The sequence below is a fragment of the Pseudomonas sp. SC3(2021) genome, from assembly GCF_019856535.1.
Lineage (GTDB): Bacteria > Pseudomonadota > Gammaproteobacteria > Pseudomonadales > Pseudomonadaceae > Aquipseudomonas > Aquipseudomonas monsensis.
In genome coordinates, this window is the sequence record NZ_CP082236.1 from 746,776 (window position 1) to 765,822 (window position 19,047).

General features: G+C 58.3%; 17 protein-coding genes and 2 tRNA genes. 1 reads left to right on the plus strand and 18 read right to left on the minus strand.

Annotated elements, in window-relative coordinates; genetic code table 11:
• Nucleotides 1–104: 104 nt before the first annotated feature.
• From rpsO to rlmE, 14 genes are all read right to left on the minus strand, one after another.
• The gene (rpsO, locus tag K5Y35_RS03465; RefSeq protein ID WP_011332409.1) at nucleotides 105–374 is read right to left on the minus strand and encodes a 30S ribosomal protein S15; all 270 of its coding nucleotides are present in this window, start codon (nucleotides 372–374) and stop codon (nucleotides 105–107) included.
• Nucleotides 375–517: 143 nt separating this feature from the next.
• Nucleotides 518–1,435 (minus strand): tRNA pseudouridine(55) synthase TruB, encoded by a 918-nt coding sequence (gene truB / locus K5Y35_RS03470; protein ID WP_024011571.1) that lies wholly within the window; start codon nucleotides 1,433–1,435, stop codon nucleotides 518–520.
• A 4-nt stretch (nucleotides 1,436–1,439) separates the two neighbouring features.
• On the minus strand, nucleotides 1,440–1,841 hold the full coding sequence (gene rbfA / locus K5Y35_RS03475) for a 30S ribosome-binding factor RbfA (RefSeq protein WP_128615783.1): 402 nt from the start codon (nucleotides 1,839–1,841) through the stop codon (nucleotides 1,440–1,442).
• A 160-nt stretch (nucleotides 1,842–2,001) separates the two neighbouring features.
• A complete protein-coding gene (infB, locus tag K5Y35_RS03480) occupies nucleotides 2,002–4,521 on the minus strand; it encodes a translation initiation factor IF-2 (RefSeq protein ID WP_222833677.1) in 2,520 nt (839 codons plus the stop codon).
• Between the two features lie 27 nt (nucleotides 4,522–4,548).
• The gene (nusA, locus tag K5Y35_RS03485; protein WP_003221546.1) at nucleotides 4,549–6,030 is read right to left on the minus strand and encodes a transcription termination factor NusA; all 1,482 of its coding nucleotides are present in this window, start codon (nucleotides 6,028–6,030) and stop codon (nucleotides 4,549–4,551) included.
• Between the two features lie 47 nt (nucleotides 6,031–6,077).
• A complete protein-coding gene (gene rimP / locus K5Y35_RS03490; protein ID WP_007973115.1) occupies nucleotides 6,078–6,536 on the minus strand; it encodes a ribosome maturation factor RimP in 459 nt (152 codons plus the stop codon).
• Nucleotides 6,537–6,675: 139 nt separating this feature from the next.
• Nucleotides 6,676–6,752 (minus strand) — tRNA-Met (locus K5Y35_RS03495).
• 97 nt (nucleotides 6,753–6,849) lie between these two features.
• A tRNA-Leu gene (locus K5Y35_RS03500) sits at nucleotides 6,850–6,935 on the minus strand.
• A gap of 22 nt (nucleotides 6,936–6,957) precedes the next feature.
• Nucleotides 6,958–7,344, minus strand: coding sequence for a preprotein translocase subunit SecG (gene secG, locus K5Y35_RS03505; RefSeq protein ID WP_027610782.1), 387 nt, complete (start codon nucleotides 7,342–7,344; stop codon nucleotides 6,958–6,960).
• 4 nt (nucleotides 7,345–7,348) lie between these two features.
• Nucleotides 7,349–8,104, minus strand: a complete 756-nt coding sequence (gene tpiA, locus K5Y35_RS03510; RefSeq protein WP_016986498.1) for a triose-phosphate isomerase — start codon at nucleotides 8,102–8,104, stop codon at nucleotides 7,349–7,351.
• Between the two features lie 65 nt (nucleotides 8,105–8,169).
• Nucleotides 8,170–9,507, minus strand: coding sequence for a phosphoglucosamine mutase (glmM, locus tag K5Y35_RS03515; RefSeq protein WP_222833678.1), 1,338 nt, complete (start codon nucleotides 9,505–9,507; stop codon nucleotides 8,170–8,172).
• 16 nt (nucleotides 9,508–9,523) lie between these two features.
• Complete coding sequence (gene folP / locus K5Y35_RS03520; protein ID WP_123464538.1) at nucleotides 9,524–10,375, minus strand: dihydropteroate synthase; 852 nt, start codon at nucleotides 10,373–10,375, stop codon at nucleotides 9,524–9,526.
• A gap of 8 nt (nucleotides 10,376–10,383) precedes the next feature.
• Nucleotides 10,384–12,291 carry an ATP-dependent zinc metalloprotease FtsH gene (gene ftsH, locus K5Y35_RS03525; protein WP_123464536.1) on the minus strand — a complete coding sequence of 636 codons (1,908 nt, stop codon included), beginning with the start codon at nucleotides 12,289–12,291 and terminating at the stop codon, nucleotides 10,384–10,386.
• Nucleotides 12,292–12,493: 202 nt separating this feature from the next.
• Nucleotides 12,494–13,123, minus strand: coding sequence for a 23S rRNA (uridine(2552)-2'-O)-methyltransferase RlmE (gene rlmE / locus K5Y35_RS03530; protein ID WP_123464534.1), 630 nt, complete (start codon nucleotides 13,121–13,123; stop codon nucleotides 12,494–12,496).
• Between the two features lie 101 nt (nucleotides 13,124–13,224).
• On the opposite strand from rlmE, the gene K5Y35_RS03535 reads away from it, so the two are divergent.
• On the plus strand, nucleotides 13,225–13,533 hold the full coding sequence (locus K5Y35_RS03535) for a YhbY family RNA-binding protein (RefSeq protein ID WP_003221534.1): 309 nt from the start codon (nucleotides 13,225–13,227) through the stop codon (nucleotides 13,531–13,533).
• 9 nt (nucleotides 13,534–13,542) lie between these two features.
• Here K5Y35_RS03535 and K5Y35_RS03540 read toward each other — a convergent pair whose 3' ends face one another.
• The 4 genes from K5Y35_RS03540 to carA all read right to left on the minus strand — a co-directional run bounded on the left by K5Y35_RS03540 (nucleotide 13,543) and on the right by carA (nucleotide 18,939).
• The gene (locus tag K5Y35_RS03540; protein WP_128615784.1) at nucleotides 13,543–13,947 is read right to left on the minus strand and encodes an MFS transporter; all 405 of its coding nucleotides are present in this window, start codon (nucleotides 13,945–13,947) and stop codon (nucleotides 13,543–13,545) included.
• Nucleotides 13,948–13,975: 28 nt separating this feature from the next.
• The gene (gene greA / locus K5Y35_RS03545; RefSeq protein ID WP_123465972.1) at nucleotides 13,976–14,452 is read right to left on the minus strand and encodes a transcription elongation factor GreA; all 477 of its coding nucleotides are present in this window, start codon (nucleotides 14,450–14,452) and stop codon (nucleotides 13,976–13,978) included.
• 2 nt (nucleotides 14,453–14,454) lie between these two features.
• Nucleotides 14,455–17,676 (minus strand): carbamoyl-phosphate synthase large subunit, encoded by a 3,222-nt coding sequence (carB, locus tag K5Y35_RS03550; protein WP_123464530.1) that lies wholly within the window; start codon nucleotides 17,674–17,676, stop codon nucleotides 14,455–14,457.
• Between the two features lie 126 nt (nucleotides 17,677–17,802).
• Nucleotides 17,803–18,939 carry a glutamine-hydrolyzing carbamoyl-phosphate synthase small subunit gene (carA, locus tag K5Y35_RS03555; protein ID WP_123464528.1) on the minus strand — a complete coding sequence of 379 codons (1,137 nt, stop codon included), beginning with the start codon at nucleotides 18,937–18,939 and terminating at the stop codon, nucleotides 17,803–17,805.
• Nucleotides 18,940–19,047: the final 108 nt, after the last annotated feature.

Consider the following 19,047-nt stretch of genomic DNA (forward strand, 5'->3'; position numbering starts at 1 on the left):
GTAAAACGTGTATCCAGATAAAACTTGAGGCTGGGAGCCTGCAAGGCGCCAGCGGTAAACCGCCGACGTCCCACAGACCACCAACCTCATAGCGCAATCGCTGATTAGCGACGCAGACCCAGGCGAGCGATCAGAGCGCTGTAACGGCTCACGTCCTTGCCTTTCAGGTAGTCCAGCAGCTTGCGACGCTGGTTTACCATGCGGATCAGACCACGACGGGAGTGGTGATCTTTACCGTTGGCCTTGAAGTGACCTTGCAGTTTGTTGATGTTGGCGGTCAGCAGTGCAACTTGCACTTCTGGCGAACCAGTGTCACCAACAGCTTGCTGGTAGTCAGCAACGATTTGAGCTTTTTCTTGAACGTCGAGAGCCATGAGGCAATCCTTTTATCAGGAAACTGTTTCAGAGAAACAGCTTCAACAGGCCAGGGACAAATCCCTGTATCTATAAATGAGTAGTGACCGTGCCTGTTAACAGCCACACTCGCCGGCACGCTGTAATACGCACCGGTTTCCGGTCATTCTGACCGAATCAAACGACGTGGCGCGATGCGCCCGTCTTCGCTCACTTCACCGATACCGATGAAGCGACCATTGTGATCCTGTACCCGCACCATGCCGAACTTCGGAGCATCCGGGGCGCGTACCGGCTGGCCGTTGAGCCAGTAGAACGCGCTCGCTTCCGAAAAGTGCAGCAACGGCCAATCCTGCAGGCCGCTGTCCGATGGCATCAGGAAGCGATCGACCGCTTCGTTGCCGCCTTCGGCATGTACCGCTTCGAGCTCTTCGAGGGTAACGGTTTGCGCCAAAGTGAAAGGCCCGGCCTGGGTACGGCGCAATTCTGCGACGTACGCACCACAACCGAGTTGCTCACCGATATCCTCCACCAGGGTACGAATATAGGTGCCTTTGCTGCAATCCACTGCAAGACGCGCAGTATCGCCTTCGAAGGCCAGTAATTCCAAGCGCGCAATAGTAACAGAACGCGGTTCGCGCTCCACTACTTCGCCTGCACGGGCCAGCTTGTACAGCGGCTGGCCATCACGCTTGAGTGCCGAGTACATCGGCGGTATCTGACTGATTTGACCACGAAATTTCGGCAGGACCGCTTCGACGTCGGCGCGACCAACGGTCACCGGACGCTCCTGCAAAACCTCACCCTCGGCGTCTGCCGTGGTGGTGGTCTTGCCCAGTTGCGCCAGGGTTTCATAACCCTTGTCGGAATCGAGCAGGTACTGCGAGAACTTGGTGGCCTCACCGAAGCACAGCGGCAACACGCCAGTGGCCAGCGGGTCGAGGCTGCCGGTGTGACCGGCCTTCTCGGCGTTGAGCAGCCAGCGAACCTTCTGCAACGCGGCGTTGGAGGTGAACCCCAACGGTTTGTCGAGCAGGATGATACCGCTGACGTTACGACGGATACGTTTGACCTGAGCCACCGAATTACTCCTTGGCGTCTTCAGGTGCAGGCGCGGTGACGTGCTGATTGTCTTCAGCCACGGCGCGCTCGATCAGAGCCGACAGGTGCGCACCACGGACAACGGATTCGTCGTAGTGGAAGTGCAATTGCGGCACACTGCGCAGCTTCATTTCACGGGCCAGTTGCATGCGCAGGAAACCTGCGGCGGCATTGAGCACCTTGATGCTTTGCGCGATATCTTCGGCGTTGTCCTGCCCCATCACGGTGATGAAAATCTTCGCGTGACCGACGTCACGGCTGACTTCCACAGCGGTAATGGTGACCAGGCCGACGCGCGGATCTTTGACTTCGCGACGGATCAGTTGGGCCAGCTCGCGCTGCATCTGATCGCCGATACGTTGGGTACGGCTGTATTCTTTTGCCATGATTTTGTTACCTGTTACTGCCCCACGGTGAAACCCGCAAGGTCTGAAAGCGGCAAACGCCCGGCCTGACAAATGCCAGACCGGGCGTTGCGTTTAGAGTCCTGACGCCGTGGCGCGCATCTGCATGCGGCGGCTCGGCGTGGCCCTTGAAGTGCGCGAGTTAGAGGCTGCGAGCAACCTGAACCTTCTCGAAGACTTCGATCTTGTCGCCGACTTTGACGTCGTTGTAGCTCTTCACGCCGATACCGCATTCCATGCCGGCACGTACTTCGGAAGCGTCATCCTTGAAGCGGCGCAGGGATTCCAGCTCGCCTTCGAAGATAACGATGTCTTCACGCAGTACACGGATCGGACGGTTACGGTGCACAACACCTTCGATCACCATGCAACCGGCGATCGCGCCAAACTTCGGCGAACGGAACACGTCGCGCACTTCGGCCACGCCCAGGATGTTCTCGCGAACATCGCTGCCGAGCATACCGGTCAGGGCTTTCTTGACGTCTTCGATGATGTCGTAGATCACGTTGTAGTAACGCATGTCCAGACCTTCCTGCTCGACGATCTTCCGTGCGCCAGCATCGGCACGCACGTTGAAGCCGAACAGTACAGCGTTGGAAGCCAGTGCCAGGTTGGCGTCGGATTCGGTGATACCACCGACACCGCCACCGACCACGCGCACTTGCACTTCGTCGTTGCCCAGGCCATTCAGAGCGCCCTGCAATGCTTCCAGCGAACCACGGACGTCGGATTTGAGGACGATGTTGAGCGTCTTCTTCTCTTCCTGGCCCATGTTTTCGAAGATGTTTTCCAGCTTGCCGGCGTGAGCGCGGGCCAGTTTGACTTCGCGGAACTTGCCTTGACGGAACAGAGCCACTTCACGGGCTTTCTTCTCGTCGGCAACCACGCTCATCTCGTCGCCAGCGTCCGGAGTACCGTCAAGGCCGAGGATCTCGACCGGAATGGCCGGACCTGCTTCCTTGATCGGCTTGCCGTTCTCGTCGAGCATGGCGCGCACGCGGCCATAGTTCGAACCGACCAGCACCATGTCGCCTTGACGCAGCGTACCGTCCTGAACCAGAACAGTGGCTACCGGGCCACGGCCCTTGTCGAGACGCGATTCGACCACAACACCACGGCCAGGCGCCGACGGAGTAGCGGTCAGTTCGAGCACTTCGGCCTGCAGCAGAACGGCTTCGAGCAGTTCGTCAACGCCGGTACCCATCTTCGCGGAAACCGGAACGAATGGAGTGTCGCCGCCCCACTCTTCGGAAGTCACGCCATGAGCCGACAGTTCGCTACGGATGCGATCGAGATCAGCACCTGGCTTGTCGATCTTGTTCACCGCAACCACCAGCGGAACGCCAGCAGCCTGAGCGTGCTGAACGGCTTCGATGGTTTGTGGCATCACGCCGTCGTCCGCCGCAACCACGAGGATCACGATGTCGGTCGCCTTGGCACCACGGGCACGCATGGCGGTAAACGCAGCGTGACCCGGGGTATCGAGGAAGGTGACCATGCCGCGTTCGGTTTCAACGTGGTATGCACCGATGTGCTGGGTGATACCGCCGGCTTCGCCAGCAGCAACCTTGGCACGACGGATATAGTCGAGCAGCGAGGTCTTACCGTGGTCAACGTGGCCCATGACGGTCACGACTGGCGCACGAGGCACCGCTTCACCTTCGAACTTCAGCGACTCGGCCAGGGAATCTTCCAGGGCGGTGTCGCTGACCAGGGTCACTTTGTGGCCCAGTTCTTCAGCAACCAGTTGGGCAGTTTCCTGATCCAGTACCTGGTTGATGGTGGCCGGAGTACCCAGCTTGAACATGAACTTGATGATTTCGGCAGCCTTGACCGACATCTGCTGGGCGAGATCGCCAACAGTGATGGTTTCGCCGATCTTCACTTCACGCACGACAGGGCCGGTCGGGCTCTGGAAACCGTGAGCGTTGCGTTTCTTCAGCTTGGCCTTGCCGCGACCACCACGACGGAAGCCATCGCTTTCTTCGTCGGTAGTGCGTGGTGCCACACGTGGCGCCGGCGCTTTTTCTTTGACCGATGCGCGATGCGGAGCGTTTTTGCGCTCGCCATCACCACCGCCACGACGGTTGTTGTCGTCGGCACGCGGTTTGTCCGGACGGCGCTGTTCGTCACGCTTGCGAGTGTCGGCAGCCGGCGCAGCAGCTACAACCGGCGCAGCTTCGCGCACAGGTTCAGCCACTGCAGCTGGGGCAGCAACAGGTTCGGCAGCAGCGGTCGGAGCGGCAGCAGGCTGGCGGCGCGCTTCTTCTTCGGCGCGCTGCTTGGCTTCTTCTTCAGCCTTCTGACGAGCAGCATTTTCTACTGCGCGACGCTCATCCAGTTCACGCTTGCGTTCGGCTTCGATTTCTTCCGGGCTACGCTGTACGAAAACTTTCTTTTTGCGAACTTCTACGCTGATGCTTTTGCTACCAGCCACACGCAGGGTGCTGGTGGTTTTACGCTGCAGCGTGATCTTGCGTGGTTCTTCCACTTTCGCCTTGTGGCTGCTCTTCAAGTGAGTCAGCAGGGATTGCTTCTCACTGTCAGTCACATTTTCTTCGGCGGCGGTGTGCGGCAGACCTGCCTCACGCATCTGCTGCAACAGGCGCTCTACCGGTGTTTTGACCTCATCGGCCAGTTGTTTCACCGTGACTTGCGTCATGCACTTCTCTCCTCAGGCCGCGCCTAATTACTCGAACCAGTGGGCTCGGGCGGCCATGATCAACTTGCCGGCACGATCATCGTCAATGCCGTCGATGTCGAGCAGGTCGTCAATAGACTGCTCGGCCAGGTCTTCGCGGGTAATTACGCCGCGCACCGCCAGTTCCATCGCCAAATCCTTGTCCATACCCTCAAGCGAGAGCAGGTCTTCGGCCGGATGGGCGTCTGCCAGCTTTTCCTCAGTAGCGATGGCTTTGGTCAACAAACGATCCTTGGCACGAGCGCGAAGCTCGTTGACGATGTCTTCGTCAAAGCCGTCGATGTTGAGCATTTCTTCCAACGGTACGTAGGCAATCTCTTCCAGGCTGGTGAAGCCTTCATCAACCAGCACCTGAGCCAGTTCTTCGTCGACTTCCAGCTCGTCGATGAAGTTGCGCAGGATGTCGCCGGTTTCTGCTTGCTGCTTAGCCTGGATGTCCGATTCGGTCATCACGTTCAGGGTCCAGCCAGTCAACTGGCTCGCCAGACGCACGTTCTGACCACCACGACCGATGGCCTGAGCCAGATTGTCTGCGCCAACGGCGATGTCCATGGCGTGGGCATCTTCGTCAACAATAATTGCCGCAACCTCGGCCGGGGACATGGCGTTGATCACGAACTGAGCCGGGTTGTCGTCCCACAGCACGATATCAACACGCTCACCGCCCAACTCGCCCGACACTGCCTGGACGCGCGAACCGCGCATACCGATGCAAGCGCCCTGCGGGTCGATGCGTTTGTCCTTGGAGCGAACGGCGATCTTGGCGCGCGAACCCGGATCACGGGACGCAGCCATGACTTCGATCAGGCCTTCAGCGATTTCCGGCACTTCGATGCGGAACAGCTCGATCAGCATTTCCGGCGCGGTACGCGACAGGATCAGCTGCGGGCCGCGGTTCTCGGTGCGGATTTCCTTGAGCAGCGCACGCAGACGCACGCCGACACGGAAGGTTTCGCGCGAAATGATGTCTTCACGAGCCAGCAACGCTTCAGCGTTATTGCCCAGATCGACGATCACGTTGTCGCGGGTGACTTTCTTCACGGTGCCGGAGATGATTTCTCCCAGGCGCTCGCGATAGGCGTCAACCACTTGAGCGCGCTCGGCTTCACGCACTTTCTGCACGATGACCTGCTTGGCAGTCTGTGCAGCAATGCGGCCGAACTCGATGGATTCGATTTTTTCTTCGACAACATCGCCGACCTTGGCGCCCGGATGCGTTTCCGCAACCTTGCTTGGCCAGGTTTCGATGGCCGGATCATCGAGATCATTCTCTTCGACGACCGTCCAGCGACGGAACGTTTCGTAAGAACCGGTGTGGCGGTTAATTTCCACACGCAGGTCAACTTCGTCTTCAAAACGCTTTTTGGTAGCAGTGGCCAGAGCCAGCTCCAGCGCTTCAAAAATTACGCTTGCCGGTACGCCCTTTTCATTGGATACCGACTCAACAACCAGCAGTACTTCTTTGCTCATCGTACGCCTCGCCTTTCGCAAGCCATTGGATCCGCGGGATCCGCGTCTCAGTCAAAACTGGGAATAATGTTGGCCTTGTCGATCATATCGATCGGCAACAGGAACTCATGGTCTTCTACCTGCACCACGACGTCCTGTTCTTCTACACCGCGCAGAAGGCCCTGAAAGTTGCGTCGACCTTCAAAAGGCGAGCGCAGCTTGATCTTCACTTGTTCACCGGCAAATTTTGCAAACTGCTCAAGAGTGAACAGCGGGCGCTCCATGCCAGGCGAGGAAACTTCGAGGGTGTATTCAACGGAGATTGGATCTTCAACATCCAGTACACCGCTGATCTGACGGCTGACAATGGCGCAATCGTCCACCAGCACGCCGCCCTCTTTATCGATATAAACGCGCAACATCGAGTGACGACCCTGAGCCGAAAACTCGATCCCCCAGCATTCATAGCCCAGGGCCACGACCACCGGGGCCAGCAAGGCCTGCAACTCTTCTAGCTTGCTCGACACCTGAACCCCCTAGTGCATGATATGTGCATGCTTTGCAAAATAAAAAAATGGGCTTAACGCCCATCCTTGAAACGCCGTCGAATAGCGGCGTTGAAAGTGTCCAGCTAACAAAAAGCCCCTTAAAAGGGGCTCCTTAAACTGGTTGCGGGGGCCGGATTTGAACCGACGACCTTCGGGTTATGAGCCCGACGAGCTACCAGACTGCTCCACCCCGCGACAAAGCTGGGGCAGAAGTATACGACCGATCCCTTATAGGGTCAATGTAACCTTCCACCTGCAAGAAAGCCCGCAACAGCGGGCTCTCCTGACTAATTGGTACCGAGAAGGGGACTCGAACCCCTACACCCTATGGGCACAACCACCTCAAGGTTGCGTGTCTACCAATTCCACCACCTCGGCAAAACTACGTTTGAAACCCTTCTTACTTCTGCTCTTGAGCTGGAGGTACGTCAGTCGCTGGAGTAGCCGACTTTTGCTCTTGAAGCACCGGGACATCATCAGAAGCCGGTTGTTGTTGCTTAGGTACTTCCAACACTGCTGGGTCTGGGAGACCTGCTTGAGTCAGCTGATGAGCTTTCTCTTTAGCAAAGTAACCTAACCCCAAGCTGGTTATGAAGAAACCGGCGGCAAGTATAGCAGTAAACTTACTAAGAAAGGTAGAGGAACCTTGGCTTCCGAACACAGTATTTGAAGCACCTGCTCCGAAAGACGCGCCAGCATCCGCACCTTTACCCTGCTGCAGCAAAACCAGAGCAACTACGCCCAATGCACCCAGCAGATGAAAAACGACTACGACTGTTTCCAGCATTTTTTCAGTTTCCCGCGGCGCGACAGATCGCACCGAACTCATCTGCATTCAGGGAAGCTCCACCAATGAGCCCCCCATCGATATCCGGCATGCCGAACAGTTCGACCGCATTGGCCGCCTTCACGCTGCCGCCGTATAGAAGCCGCACACCTCGTGCGACCTCAGAATTCTCTGCCGCCAACTGCTCGCGAATGGCTTTATGCACATCCTGCGCCTGTTGCGGCGTTGCAGTCAGTCCGGTACCAATAGCCCAGACCGGCTCGTAAGCAATGACTGCCTTGGCAAAGGCACCTACACCCAGCTCCTCGATGATACTGCCCAGCTGACGCCCGACAACCTCAAGAGTTTTACCGGCTTCGCGCTGTTCAAGGGTTTCCCCTATACACAACACCGGAATCAAGCCACATGCCTGTGCCGCTGCGAACTTGCGATTCAGCATCCCGTCTCGCTCGCCCATTATCTGGCGGCGTTCGGAGTGCCCGACAAGCACCAGGGAACAACCTGCATCCACCAACTGACTGGGAGCAATCTCACCCGTCAATGCACCTTGCATGGATTCCACCGCAGAGTTCTGCGCACCGACCGAAATCGACTTGCCTTTCAAGCCATCAATCACTTGATTGATATACAAGCAAGGCGGGAATACCGCGACATCAACACCGCTTGGCAAGGCCAGATGACGAAGGCCGTTGATCAGCTCAGCGACGCTGGCGCGGGTACCGTGCATCTTCCAGTTACCAGCTACCATAGGGCGACGCATGCTGTACCTCGTCGGTCAAAGTGGGCGCAGATGTTACCCAACACAATCATGGCTGGCAAGCCGAATCAGGCAGAAACTTCACTTACCAGTTTTGCCAGTTCTTCCGCATAGCCTCGAACCTGGGTTTCGTCCTCCCCTTCGACCATCACGCGCACCAGAGGCTCTGTCCCGGACTTGCGCAAAAGCACACGGCCGCGACCCGCCATCGCCTGGGTAACACGCGCACTGGCCTCCTTGACAGCCGGATGCTCGAGCGGGCTTTCACCGCCACCAAAACGCACATTGATCAGCACCTGAGGACACTTGCGCAACGCCTGCCGGGTTTGCGCCAGCCCTTGGTTTCGAGTCTTGAGCGCCATCAACACCTGCAATGCAGCGATGATCGCGTCGCCAGTCGTGGTGTGATTGAAGCAAACGATATGCCCCGAATTTTCACCGCCGACCAACCAGTTACGCTCCAGCAACTCGGCGATCACATAGCGATCACCGACGTTGGCACGAATAAACGGAATCGAAAGATCCGCCAGCGCCAGCTCGAGCCCCAGGTTACTCATCAGAGTGCCGACTACGCCGCCCTGCAATTTGTCACGCTCATGCAGGTCACGCGCGATGATGAACAACAACTCGTCACCATCGACAATGGCGCCCGTGTGATCAACCATCAGCACCCGGTCACCATCGCCATCGAAGGCAATCCCCAGATCGGCGTGCTCAGCCATCACTGCCGCCTGCAACTGCCCCATATGGGTCGAGCCGCAGTTTTCATTGATGTTCAGGCCGTTCGGCTGCGCTGACAAGACGACAACTTCTGCGCCCAGCTCGCGAAAGACGCTCGGCGCCACCTTATAGGTCGCACCATGGGCACAGTCGATGACAATCCTGAGGCCGGCAAAACTGGTGCCGGTCGGCACACTGCTTTTACAGAATTCGATGTAGCGACCGGAGGCGTCATTGATGCGCGACACCTTGCCGATCTTGCTCGACTCGACCACGGTCATCGGCGTATCGAGCAACTCTTCGATCATCAGCTCCAGCTCATCGGGCAACTTGGTGCCTTTGCCGGAGAAGAACTTGATGCCGTTATCGTCATGCGGGTTGTGCGAAGCACTGATCACGATGCCGGCCTCAGCCTGGAACGTGCGCGACAGGTAGGCAATCGCCGGCGTCGGCATCGGTCCGAGCAGCATCACATCGGCGCCCGCCGATGTCAGACCGGCCTCGAGCGCCGATTCGAACATATAACCGGAAATCCGCGTGTCCTTGCCGACCAGCACCTTGCAGGCGCCCATCTTGCGGAACGCCATGCCGGCAGCCCAGCCGAGCTTGAGCATGAAGTCAGGAGTAATCGGGTATTCACCGACGCGACCACGAATGCCGTCGGTACCAAAATATTTCTTGCTCATAAGTGCTCCATCATTCTTATTCGGCTGATTCCACGGCTTCGATCATCCGCACCACATCTACCGTTTCCGCCACATCATGGACCCGCAATATACGCGCACCTTTGACCGACGCCAGTGCCGCCAGCGCCAGACCGCCATGCAGACGCTCGCCCACGGGACGATTCAATGCATGTCCGATCATGCTCTTGCGCGAAACACCAACCAACAACGGCCGCCCCAGCGCATGCAAGGCTTCCATATGCTTGAACAAGCTTAGATTGTGCTGCAGGGTTTTGGCGAAACCGAAACCGGGGTCGAGAATGATCCGATTGGCCGGGATACCCGCCAATGCACATTGAGCCATGCGCTCTGCGAGAAACTCGCCGACTTCCCGGGTGACATCCTGATACTGCGGATTGTCCTGCATGTCGCCAGGCTCACCCAGCATATGCATCAGGCACACCGGCAGGCCAGTGGCGGCGGCCGCGTCCAGCGCACCATCGCGCTGCAGGGAGCGCACATCGTTGATCAACCCTGCACCCAGTCGCGCAGTTTCACGCATGACCGCCGGCGTTGAAGTGTCAACCGAGATAACCACATCCAGTTCGCGATTGATCAATTCAACGACGGGCGCCACGCGCTCCAGCTCCTCCAGAGGAGAAACCGCTCGCGCACCTGGCCGGGTCGATTCGCCGCCGACATCAATCAGCGTCGCGCCAGCCAACACCATGGCTTCGGCATGGCGCAAGGCTGCGTCGTGCTGGCTGTAACGGCCACCATCAGAGAAAGAATCGGGAGTGACATTGAGAATGCCCATGACGTGTGTCCGGGCCAAATCAAGAACCCGGTTGCCGCAAGGCAACCGGGTCAGGGACTGTACAGAAGTCATTTCAAACCTTAAACGTCAGCAGCCGGGCCGCCGATCGGTGTTTCCGGACGCTCGTCCTGAACCACTGGAGGTGGAGGTGTACCCGTGCCGCCGGACCAGTCGCGAGGCTCGCGAGGAGTACGACCCGCCATGATGTCGTCGATCTGTTCAGCGTCGATCGTTTCGTACTTCATCAACGCATCAGCCATGGCGTCGAGCTTGTCACGGTTGTCCGTGAGGATCTGCTTGGCCGTGCCGTAGCACTGGTCAATGATGCTGCGCACCTCGGAGTCGATCAGCTTGGCTGTCTCGCCGGAGAAGCTGGCACTCTGACCGCCACCGCCGCGACCGAGGAACACCTCGCCTTCTTCTTCGGCATACATTAGCGGGCCGAGCTTTTCCGACAGACCCCACTTGGTCACCATGTTCCGTGCAATCTGGCTGGCACGCATGATGTCGTTGGACGCGCCGGTGGTGACACCGTCAAAGCCCAGGGTCATCTCTTCAGCGATACGGCCGCCGTACAGCGAGCAGATCTGGCTGATCAATGCACGTTTGGACAGGCTGTAGCGATCCTCTTCCGGCAGGAACATGGTTACACCCAGCGCGCGACCACGCGGAATGATCGACACCTTGTACACCGGATCATGCTCTGGCACTACACGACCGACGATAGCGTGGCCGGCCTCATGATAAGCAGTGTTCTGCTTTTCCTTCTCGGACATGACCATCGACTTGCGCTCGGCGCCCATCATGATCTTGTCTTTGGCCAGTTCGAACTCTTTCATTTCAACGATGCGTTTGCCGCTACGCGCAGCGAACAGCGACGCTTCGTTGACCAGGTTAGCCAGGTCAGCACCAGAGAAGCCCGGAGTACCACGCGCGATAACGGCCGGAGCAACGTCGTCACCCATTGGCACTTTGCGCATGTGAACCTTGAGGATCTGCTCGCGACCACGGATGTCCGGCAAGCCAACCACCACCTGACGGTCGAAACGGCCCGGACGCAGCAACGCCGGGTCAAGCACGTCAGGACGGTTGGTGGCAGCGATTACAATGATGCCGTCGTTCATCTCGAAGCCGTCCATCTCTACCAGCAACTGGTTGAGGGTCTGCTCGCGCTCGTCATGACCGCCGCCCATGCCGGCGCCACGATGGCGACCGACGGCGTCGATTTCGTCGATGAAGATGATGCAAGGCGCGTGTTTCTTCGCCTGCTCGAACATGTCACGTACGCGGCTGGCACCGACACCGACGAACATCTCGACGAAGTCAGAACCGGAAATGGTGAAGAACGGCACCTTGGCTTCACCGGCAATCGCTTTGGCCAGCAGGGTTTTACCGGTACCCGGAGGGCCGACCATCAGCACGCCGCGAGGAATGCGACCGCCCAGACGCTGGAACTTGCCCGGATCACGGAGGAACTCAACCAGTTCACCCACTTCTTCCTTGGCTTCGTCGCAACCGGCAACGTCAGCCAATGTGGTTTTCACCTGGTCTTCAGACAACAGACGCGCCTTGCTCTTGCCAAAGCTCATCGGCCCGCCCTTGCCGCCGGCTCCACCCTGCATCTGGCGCATGAAGAACATGAACACCGCGATGATCACCAGGATCGGGAAGCTGGCCACCAGAAGCTGGGTCCAGATGCTTTGCTGTTCAGGCTGCTTGCCTTCGACCACGACGTGGTTGTCGACCAGGTCGCCGATCAGGCCATTGTCCTGGATCGCCGGACGAATGGTCTTGAAGCTATCGCCATCGTTGCGCTTACCGGTAATCACATAGCCATCAACGGCTACGCGCTCGACCTTGCCATCCTTGACCTGCTGGATGAAGTCGGAATAGTTGAGGGTCTGCGGCTCGTTAGGGCTGGAGAAGTTGTTCATCACCGTCACGAGGACTGCCGCGATGATCAACCACAGGATCAGATTCTTTGCCATATCGTTCAATTAACTACCCTCTGAAGCAAGCTCCGCTACTGGCGCGCGCTTCGCATGATATTCACCGGCCTAACTTACTACATTACCTACAACTCTGGCAGGCGCCGTCTGTAACCCTTTGTGAAACACTTTCTACACAATATTCGCTTATGCACACGGGGCAAAATACGAAAAACCTATCACCCCGGCAAAAAACCTCGTGTTACTCACTACGCCCGCGGTAACCCCAGGCCAGCATGTACTGCTCGCGGGAACTGCCGCGGGAGGAGTCTGGCTTGATCATCTGGATCTTGTCGAATTTCCGACGAGCATCCTTCAGGTAAACATCAAAACCTTCGCCCTGAAAAATCTTGATCACGAAATTGCCACCCGGCTTGAGTATCCGTTCCGCCAGATCAAGCGCCAGTTCACAAAGGAACATGGCTTTTGGCATGTCCACTTCAGGCGTACCACTCATATTGGGGGCCATATCGGAAATCACAAGGTCTACCTGCGAATTACCCACGGCCTCAAGGATCCGCGCGAGCACTTCGTCCTCGGTGAAGTCCCCCTGAATGAAATTCACGTCCGGAATACTGTCCATTTCCAGAATGTCCGAGGCGATCAGGCGCCCCTGACCACCGATCAACCGGCTCGTGACCTGCGACCAGCCACCGGGCGCCGCGCCGAGGTCGACAACGCTCATGCCGGAACGGATCAACTTGTATTTCTCCTGGATCTCCAGAAGCTTGTAACTCGCACGCGAGCGGTAGCCATCCTTCTGCGCTTGCTTCACATAGGGATCGTTGACATGTCTTTTCAGCCAACCAAGGCTTGTCTTGGAACGCGCCATTGGGCACCTCGATGATAAGGGTCGTGATTAATTGGGCGGATCCACGAACCCTCGGGTAAAATGGCCGCCATTTTACAGAATCCAGACGAAAGGGTCAGATTATGCCGCTCACTCCAGAGCAGAAGAAACAGTACAAATCCATTGGCCACCATCTGAAACCAGTTTTGACTGTGGCTGACAACGGTTTGACTGAAGGTGTGCTAGCCGAACTTGAACGCGCCCTGGCGGATCACGAGCTGATCAAGATCAAGCTCAATATCCTCGATCGCGAGTCGCGCCTGGCGCACATTGCAGAGCTGTGCAAGGTCGGCAAAGCGGACCTGGTACAGGTCATCGGCAAGATGGCACTGGTTTACCGCAAGAACTTCAGCGTCAACAAGCAGCTGTCGAACGTTCATCGCTTCAAGTGATGACAAGGGTCAAGGGTGTGCTTCGCGCACCCTGCCACCCCATCCCGGCACCGGTTGCAGCACCAGCACCAGCCCGGAAAACCCCAGGATCAGAAAGCTGAACACCTGCCAGCGCTGCGCATCCGGCCAGCCGACACGTATTGCGACAAACATCGCGCACGCATACAACGCCATCAGCAGCACCTGACCGCGAAAATCCCGCCATAGACTGGCAAGGCCTTCGGCCTGTACCAGCACTAAAGCCTGAAAAATCACGCATGCGGCGGCGAATCCCACCACCAGCACTTCAAATGCACTGGCCACTTCATCGACCAACAGCGGTGCCAGGCCGATTTTGCCCAACACCGGCTGCAAGCCAAGATGAATCAGCCATAGACCGCCGACCCAAAGCATCTGGGTCAGCTGCCAAAGCATGGCGCCCGCACGCAGCGGGCGCCCGTTTTCAGATGTGACGGACTTCGACAATCTCGTACTCGATAACGCCACTTGGCGTTTTCACGGCAACCACATCGCCCTCTTCCTTGCCGATCAGGGCACGGGCCAGCGGCGAGCCGACCGAAATCTTGCCGAGTTTGAAGTCAGCCTCATCCTCACCCACGATGTGGTAAGTGACGCTTTCATCCGTCTCGACGTTAGCGATTTCGACGGTGGTCCCGAAGATCACTTTGCCAGTGTGCGCAATGGTCGTGACGTCGATGATGACCTGATTCTGAATCCGGCCTTCGATGTCACGAATCCGCGCCTCGACCATGCCTTGCTGTTCGCGGGCGGCATGGTATTCAGCGTTTTCTTTCAAGTCACCCAACTCGCGGGCCGTACCGATGTCCTGGCTGAGCTTCGGACGGACGACCTTGGTCAGGTGAGCATGCTCTTCTTCCAGGGCGCGAGCGCCCTGAACAGTCATTGGGTACTTGGTTATGCTCATGCCTTCAATCCTGCGTGTAGATCCTGCAAGCGGCGCACGGTCTTCTCGGGACCGAACTTCAGCGCTTCACAGATAGCTTCGCCCGCAGCAATGGTCGTGGTGCAGTAAATCTTGTGCTGCAGGGCATTACGACGAATGGAGTACGAATCAGCGATCGACTGACGACCTTCAGTGGTGTTGATGATCAGCGTGACTTCGTCATTCTTGATCATGTCGACCACGTGCGGACGACCCTCGGTCACCTTGTTCACACGGCGCACTTTCAGGCCTGCGGCTTCGATCAGCTTGGCAGTCCCGGCAGTGGCAACCACTTCGAAGCCCAAGTTGATCAGATCACGGGCCACGCCTGCAACCAGTGGCTTGTCATCGTCACGCACGCTGATGAACGCGGTACCACCAGTCGGCAGCACTTCGCTGGCGCCCATCTGGGCCTTGGCGAAAGCTTCACCGAAAGTGTCGCCGACGCCCATCACTTCACCGGTGGACTTCATCTCTGGGCCGAGGATCGGGTCCACGCCAGGGAATTTGGCGAACGGGAACACCGCCTCTTTCACGCTGTAGAAGTTCGGGATGATTTCTTTGGTGAAGCCGATTTCCTGCAGGGTCTTACCGGCCATCACGCGCGCAGCGATCATGGCCAAGGAGACACCGATGCACTTGGAAACGAACGGCACGGTACGGGAAGCGCGCGGATTGACTTCAATGACGTAGATGTCTTCGCCCTGCAGCGCCAACTGCACGTTCATCAGGCCGACAACGCCCAGTTCCAGGGCCATTTTCTTGACCTGTTCGCGCATCTCGTCCTGGATGTGCGCCGGCAGCGAGTAAGGCGGCAGCGAGCACGCGGAGTCACCGGAGTGAACGCCCGCCTGTTCGATGTGCTGCATGATCGCGCCGATCACCACATCTTTGCCGTCGCAGACCGCATCCACGTCCATCTCGATGGCGCAGTTGAGGAAGTGGTCGAGCAGCACCGGGCTGTCGTTGGACACTTGCACCGCGTCACGCAGGTAGCGCTTGAGCTCGTCTTCCTTGTAAACGATTTCCATCGCACGGCCGCCCAATACGTAGGACGGGCGCACTACCAGCGGGTAACCGATCTTGGCGGCAGCACGAACAGCTTCGTCTTCGCTGCGCACGGTGGCGTTTGGCGGCTGACGCAGGTTCAGGCGCTCAACCATTTGCTGGAAGCGCTCACGGTCTTCGGCACGGTCAATGGCGTCAGGGCTGGTACCGATGATCGGCACGCCAGCGGCTTCCAGGGCTCGCGCCAGTTTCAGCGGAGTCTGGCCGCCGTACTGGACGATCACGCCTTTCGGCTTCTCGACGCGGCAGATTTCCAGCACGTCTTCCAGGGTTACCGGCTCAAAGTACAGGCGGTCGGAAGTGTCGTAGTCAGTGGAAACGGTTTCCGGGTTGCAGTTGACCATGATGGTTTCGTAGCCGTCTTCGCGCAGTGCGAGGGCAGCATGTACGCAGCAGTAGTCGAACTCGATGCCTTGGCCGATACGGTTCGGACCGCCGCCCAGGATCATGATCTTGTCACGACCCGACGGTGCAGCTTCGCACTCTTCCTCGTACGTCGAGTAGAGGTACGCGGTGTCGGTGGCGAACTCGGCGGCGCAGGTGTCAACGCGCTTGTAGACCGGGAATACTTCCAGCTTCTGGCGGTGAGTACGCAGGTTTTTCTCGGTCACACCCAGCAGCTTGGCCAGGCGCTGATCGGAGAAGCCTTTGCGCTTGAGCTTGAACATCAGATCGCGGTCGATCGCGGACAGACCGAGGGTCTTGACCTTCTCTTCGTCCTTGATGAGATCTTCGATCTGCACCAGGAACCAAGGGTCGATCATGTTCATGGCGAAGATATCTTCGACAGTCATGCCGGCACGGAAAGCGTCTGCCACGTACCAGATGCGCTCGGCACCCGGCACGGTCAGTTCGCGCTTGAGCACGCTCATGCTTTCCGGGTTGCTCAGGTCGAGCTTCTCGTCCAGACCACAAACGCCCACTTCCAGGCCGCGCAGGGCTTTCTGCAGGGATTCCTGGAAGGTCCGGCCGATGGCCATGACTTCACCGACCGACTTCATCTGAGTGGTCAGACGTGCGTCAGCCTTGGCGAATTTTTCGAAGGCGAAGCGTGGCAGCTTGGTCACGACGTAGTCGATCGACGGCTCGAAGGACGCCGGGGTCTTGCCGCCGGTGATGTCGTTCGACAGCTCGTCGAGGGTGTAACCCACAGCCAGCTTGGCCGCGACTTTGGCGATCGGGAAACCGGTGGCTTTCGAAGCCAGCGCCGAGGAGCGCGATACACGCGGGTTCATTTCGATCACAACCATACGGCCAGTGTTCGGGCAGATACCGAATTGCACGTTGGAACCGCCAGTCTCGACGCCGATCTCGCGCAGTACCGCCAGGGAGGCGTTACGCAGGATCTGGTATTCCTTGTCGGTCAGGGTCTGTGCCGGAGCAACAGTGATCGAGTCACCGGTGTGCACGCCCATCGGGTCGAAGTTCTCGATCGAGCAGACGATGATGCAGTTGTCCTTTTTGTCGCGGACAACTTCCATTTCATATTCTTTCCAGCCGATCAGCGATTCGTCGATCAGCAGTTCCTTGGTCGGCGACAGGTCCAGACCGCGAGCGCAGATTTCTTCGAACTCTTCACGGTTGTATGCGATACCGCCACCGGTGCCGCCCATGGTGAAGGACGGACGGATGATGCACGGGAAGCCCAGGGTTTCGAGAACCGCGTTGGCTTCTTCCATGCTGTGGGCGATACCGGAACGCGGGCACGCCAGGCCGATGGACTTCATCGCCTTGTCGAAACGCGAACGGTCTTCAGCCTTGTCGATGGTGTCGGCGTTGGCGCCGATCATTTCCACGCCGAACTTCTCCAGAACGCCTTCGCGCTCCAGGTCCAGGGCGCAGTTCAGAGCCGTCTGGCCGCCCATGGTTGGCAGTACCGCGTCCGGACGCTCTTTTTCGATGATTTTGGCAACGGTCTGCCACTTGATCGGCTCGATGTAGGTCGCGTCGGCCATGTCCGGGTCGGTCATGATGGTGGCCGGGTTGGAGTTCACCAGGATGACGCGGTAACCCTCTTCGCGCAGGGCTTTACAAGCCTGGGCGCCGGAGTAGTCGAATTCGCAGGCCTGGCCGATAACGATCGGGCCAGCGCCGAGAATCAGGATGCTTTTAATGTCTGTACGTTTTGGCATGGGTTTGTCACTCAAATCCGCAGGTCAGTCGGCAAGCCGTCTTGATCGATTTCTGAAGCCTCGAAGGGGCCGCCGGGGTCGGGGCCGCCCTCGAGGGGCTTCTCTCTACAGTCTCAAGGCGAACGCTTAGCGTCGCTTGGCCATCTCGTTGATGAAGCGGTCAAACAGTGGCGCCACGTCGTTCGGGCCCGGGCTCGCTTCAGGGTGACCCTGGAAGCTGAAAGCGCTCTTGTCGGTGCGCTCGATGCCTTGCAGGGTACCGTCGAACAGCGATTTGTGGATCGCACGCACGTTGGCCGGCAAGGTTTCTTCGTCTACCGCGAAGCCGTGGTTCTGGCTGGTGATCATCACGACGCCAGTGTCGAGATCCTGTACCGGGTGGTTGGCACCGTGGTGGCCGTGGCCCATTTTCAGGGTCTTGGCGCCGGAGGCCAGAGCCAGCAACTGGTGACCGAGGCAGATGCCGAATACCGGGATTTCGGTTTCCAGCACTTCCTTGATCGCCTTGATCGCGTAGTCGCAAGGCTCCGGATCACCAGGGCCGTTGGACAGAAACACGCCGTCCGGCTTCAGTGCCAGTACGTCGGCAGCCGGAGTTTGTGCCGGCACCACGGTGACGCGGCAGCCGCGCTCGACCAGCATGCGCAGGATGTTCAGCTTGACGCCGTAGTCGTAGGCAACCACGTGGTAAGGCAGCTCGGAAGCGTCGATGGTCGCGTGGCTGTCGGTCTTCAGATCCCAGACAGTCGAGCGCCATTCGTATTGAGTCTTGGTGCTGACGACTTTCGCCAGATCCATGCCCTTGAGGCCCGGGAAGCCTTGCGCGGCGGCGATTGCAGCTTCTTCGGAGATGTTGTCGCCGGCCATGATGCAGCCGTTCTGTGCGCCTTTTTCACGCAGGATGCGGGTCAGGCGACGGGTGTCGATACCGGCGATCGCCACAACATTGTTGGCTTTCAGGTAATCGGACAGGGACATCGTGTTACGCCAGTTGCTCGCTACCAGCGGCAGGTCACGAATGACCAGGCCAGCGGACCAGACGCGGTCGGACTCGGCGTCTTCCGGCGTGGTGCCGGTGTTGCCGATGTGCGGGTAAGTCAGGGTCACGATCTGTTGGGCGTAGGAAGGATCGGTAAGGATTTCCTGATAGCCGGTCATTGCGGTGTTGAACACCACCTCACCAACGGTTTGACCGTCGGCTCCAATGGCTTCGCCGCGAAAAATGCTGCCATCAGCAAGGGCGAGTATGGCTGGCTTAGTCAAGAAGACCTCCCGTAAATAACGCATGAAAGGGCAATCGCAGGTTGTAAAAAAGCGGAGTGACGTATGGACACGTCACCCCGCTTCTTCACTGAATTATTCTGCGCGCTT

Bases quoted from the DNA above. Each gene is read 5' to 3' on its own strand.
- rpsO (WP_011332409.1), bottom strand. From the start codon at position 374: ATGGCTCTCGACGTTCAAGAAAAAGCTCAAATCGTTGCTGACTACCAG.
- rbfA (WP_128615783.1), bottom strand. From the start codon at position 1,841: ATGGCAAAAGAATACAGCCGTACCCAACGTATCGGCGATCAGATGCAG.
- infB (WP_222833677.1), bottom strand. From the start codon at position 4,521: ATGACGCAAGTCACGGTGAAACAACTGGCCGATGAGGTCAAAACACCG.
- nusA (WP_003221546.1), bottom strand. From the start codon at position 6,030: ATGAGCAAAGAAGTACTGCTGGTTGTTGAGTCGGTATCCAATGAAAAG.
- secG (WP_027610782.1), bottom strand. From the start codon at position 7,344: ATGCTGGAAACAGTCGTAGTCGTTTTTCATCTGCTGGGTGCATTGGGC.
- tpiA (WP_016986498.1), bottom strand. From the start codon at position 8,104: ATGCGTCGCCCTATGGTAGCTGGTAACTGGAAGATGCACGGTACCCGC.
- glmM (WP_222833678.1), bottom strand. From the start codon at position 9,507: ATGAGCAAGAAATATTTTGGTACCGACGGCATTCGTGGTCGCGTCGGT.
- folP (WP_123464538.1), bottom strand. From the start codon at position 10,375: ATGACTTCTGTACAGTCCCTGACCCGGTTGCCTTGCGGCAACCGGGTT.
- ftsH (WP_123464536.1), bottom strand. From the start codon at position 12,291: ATGGCAAAGAATCTGATCCTGTGGTTGATCATCGCGGCAGTCCTCGTG.
- rlmE (WP_123464534.1), bottom strand. From the start codon at position 13,123: ATGGCGCGTTCCAAGACAAGCCTTGGTTGGCTGAAAAGACATGTCAAC.
- K5Y35_RS03535 (WP_003221534.1), top strand. From the start codon at position 13,225: ATGCCGCTCACTCCAGAGCAGAAGAAACAGTACAAATCCATTGGCCAC.
- K5Y35_RS03540 (WP_128615784.1), bottom strand. From the start codon at position 13,947: ATGCTTTGGCAGCTGACCCAGATGCTTTGGGTCGGCGGTCTATGGCTG.
- carB (WP_123464530.1), bottom strand. From the start codon at position 17,676: ATGCCAAAACGTACAGACATTAAAAGCATCCTGATTCTCGGCGCTGGC.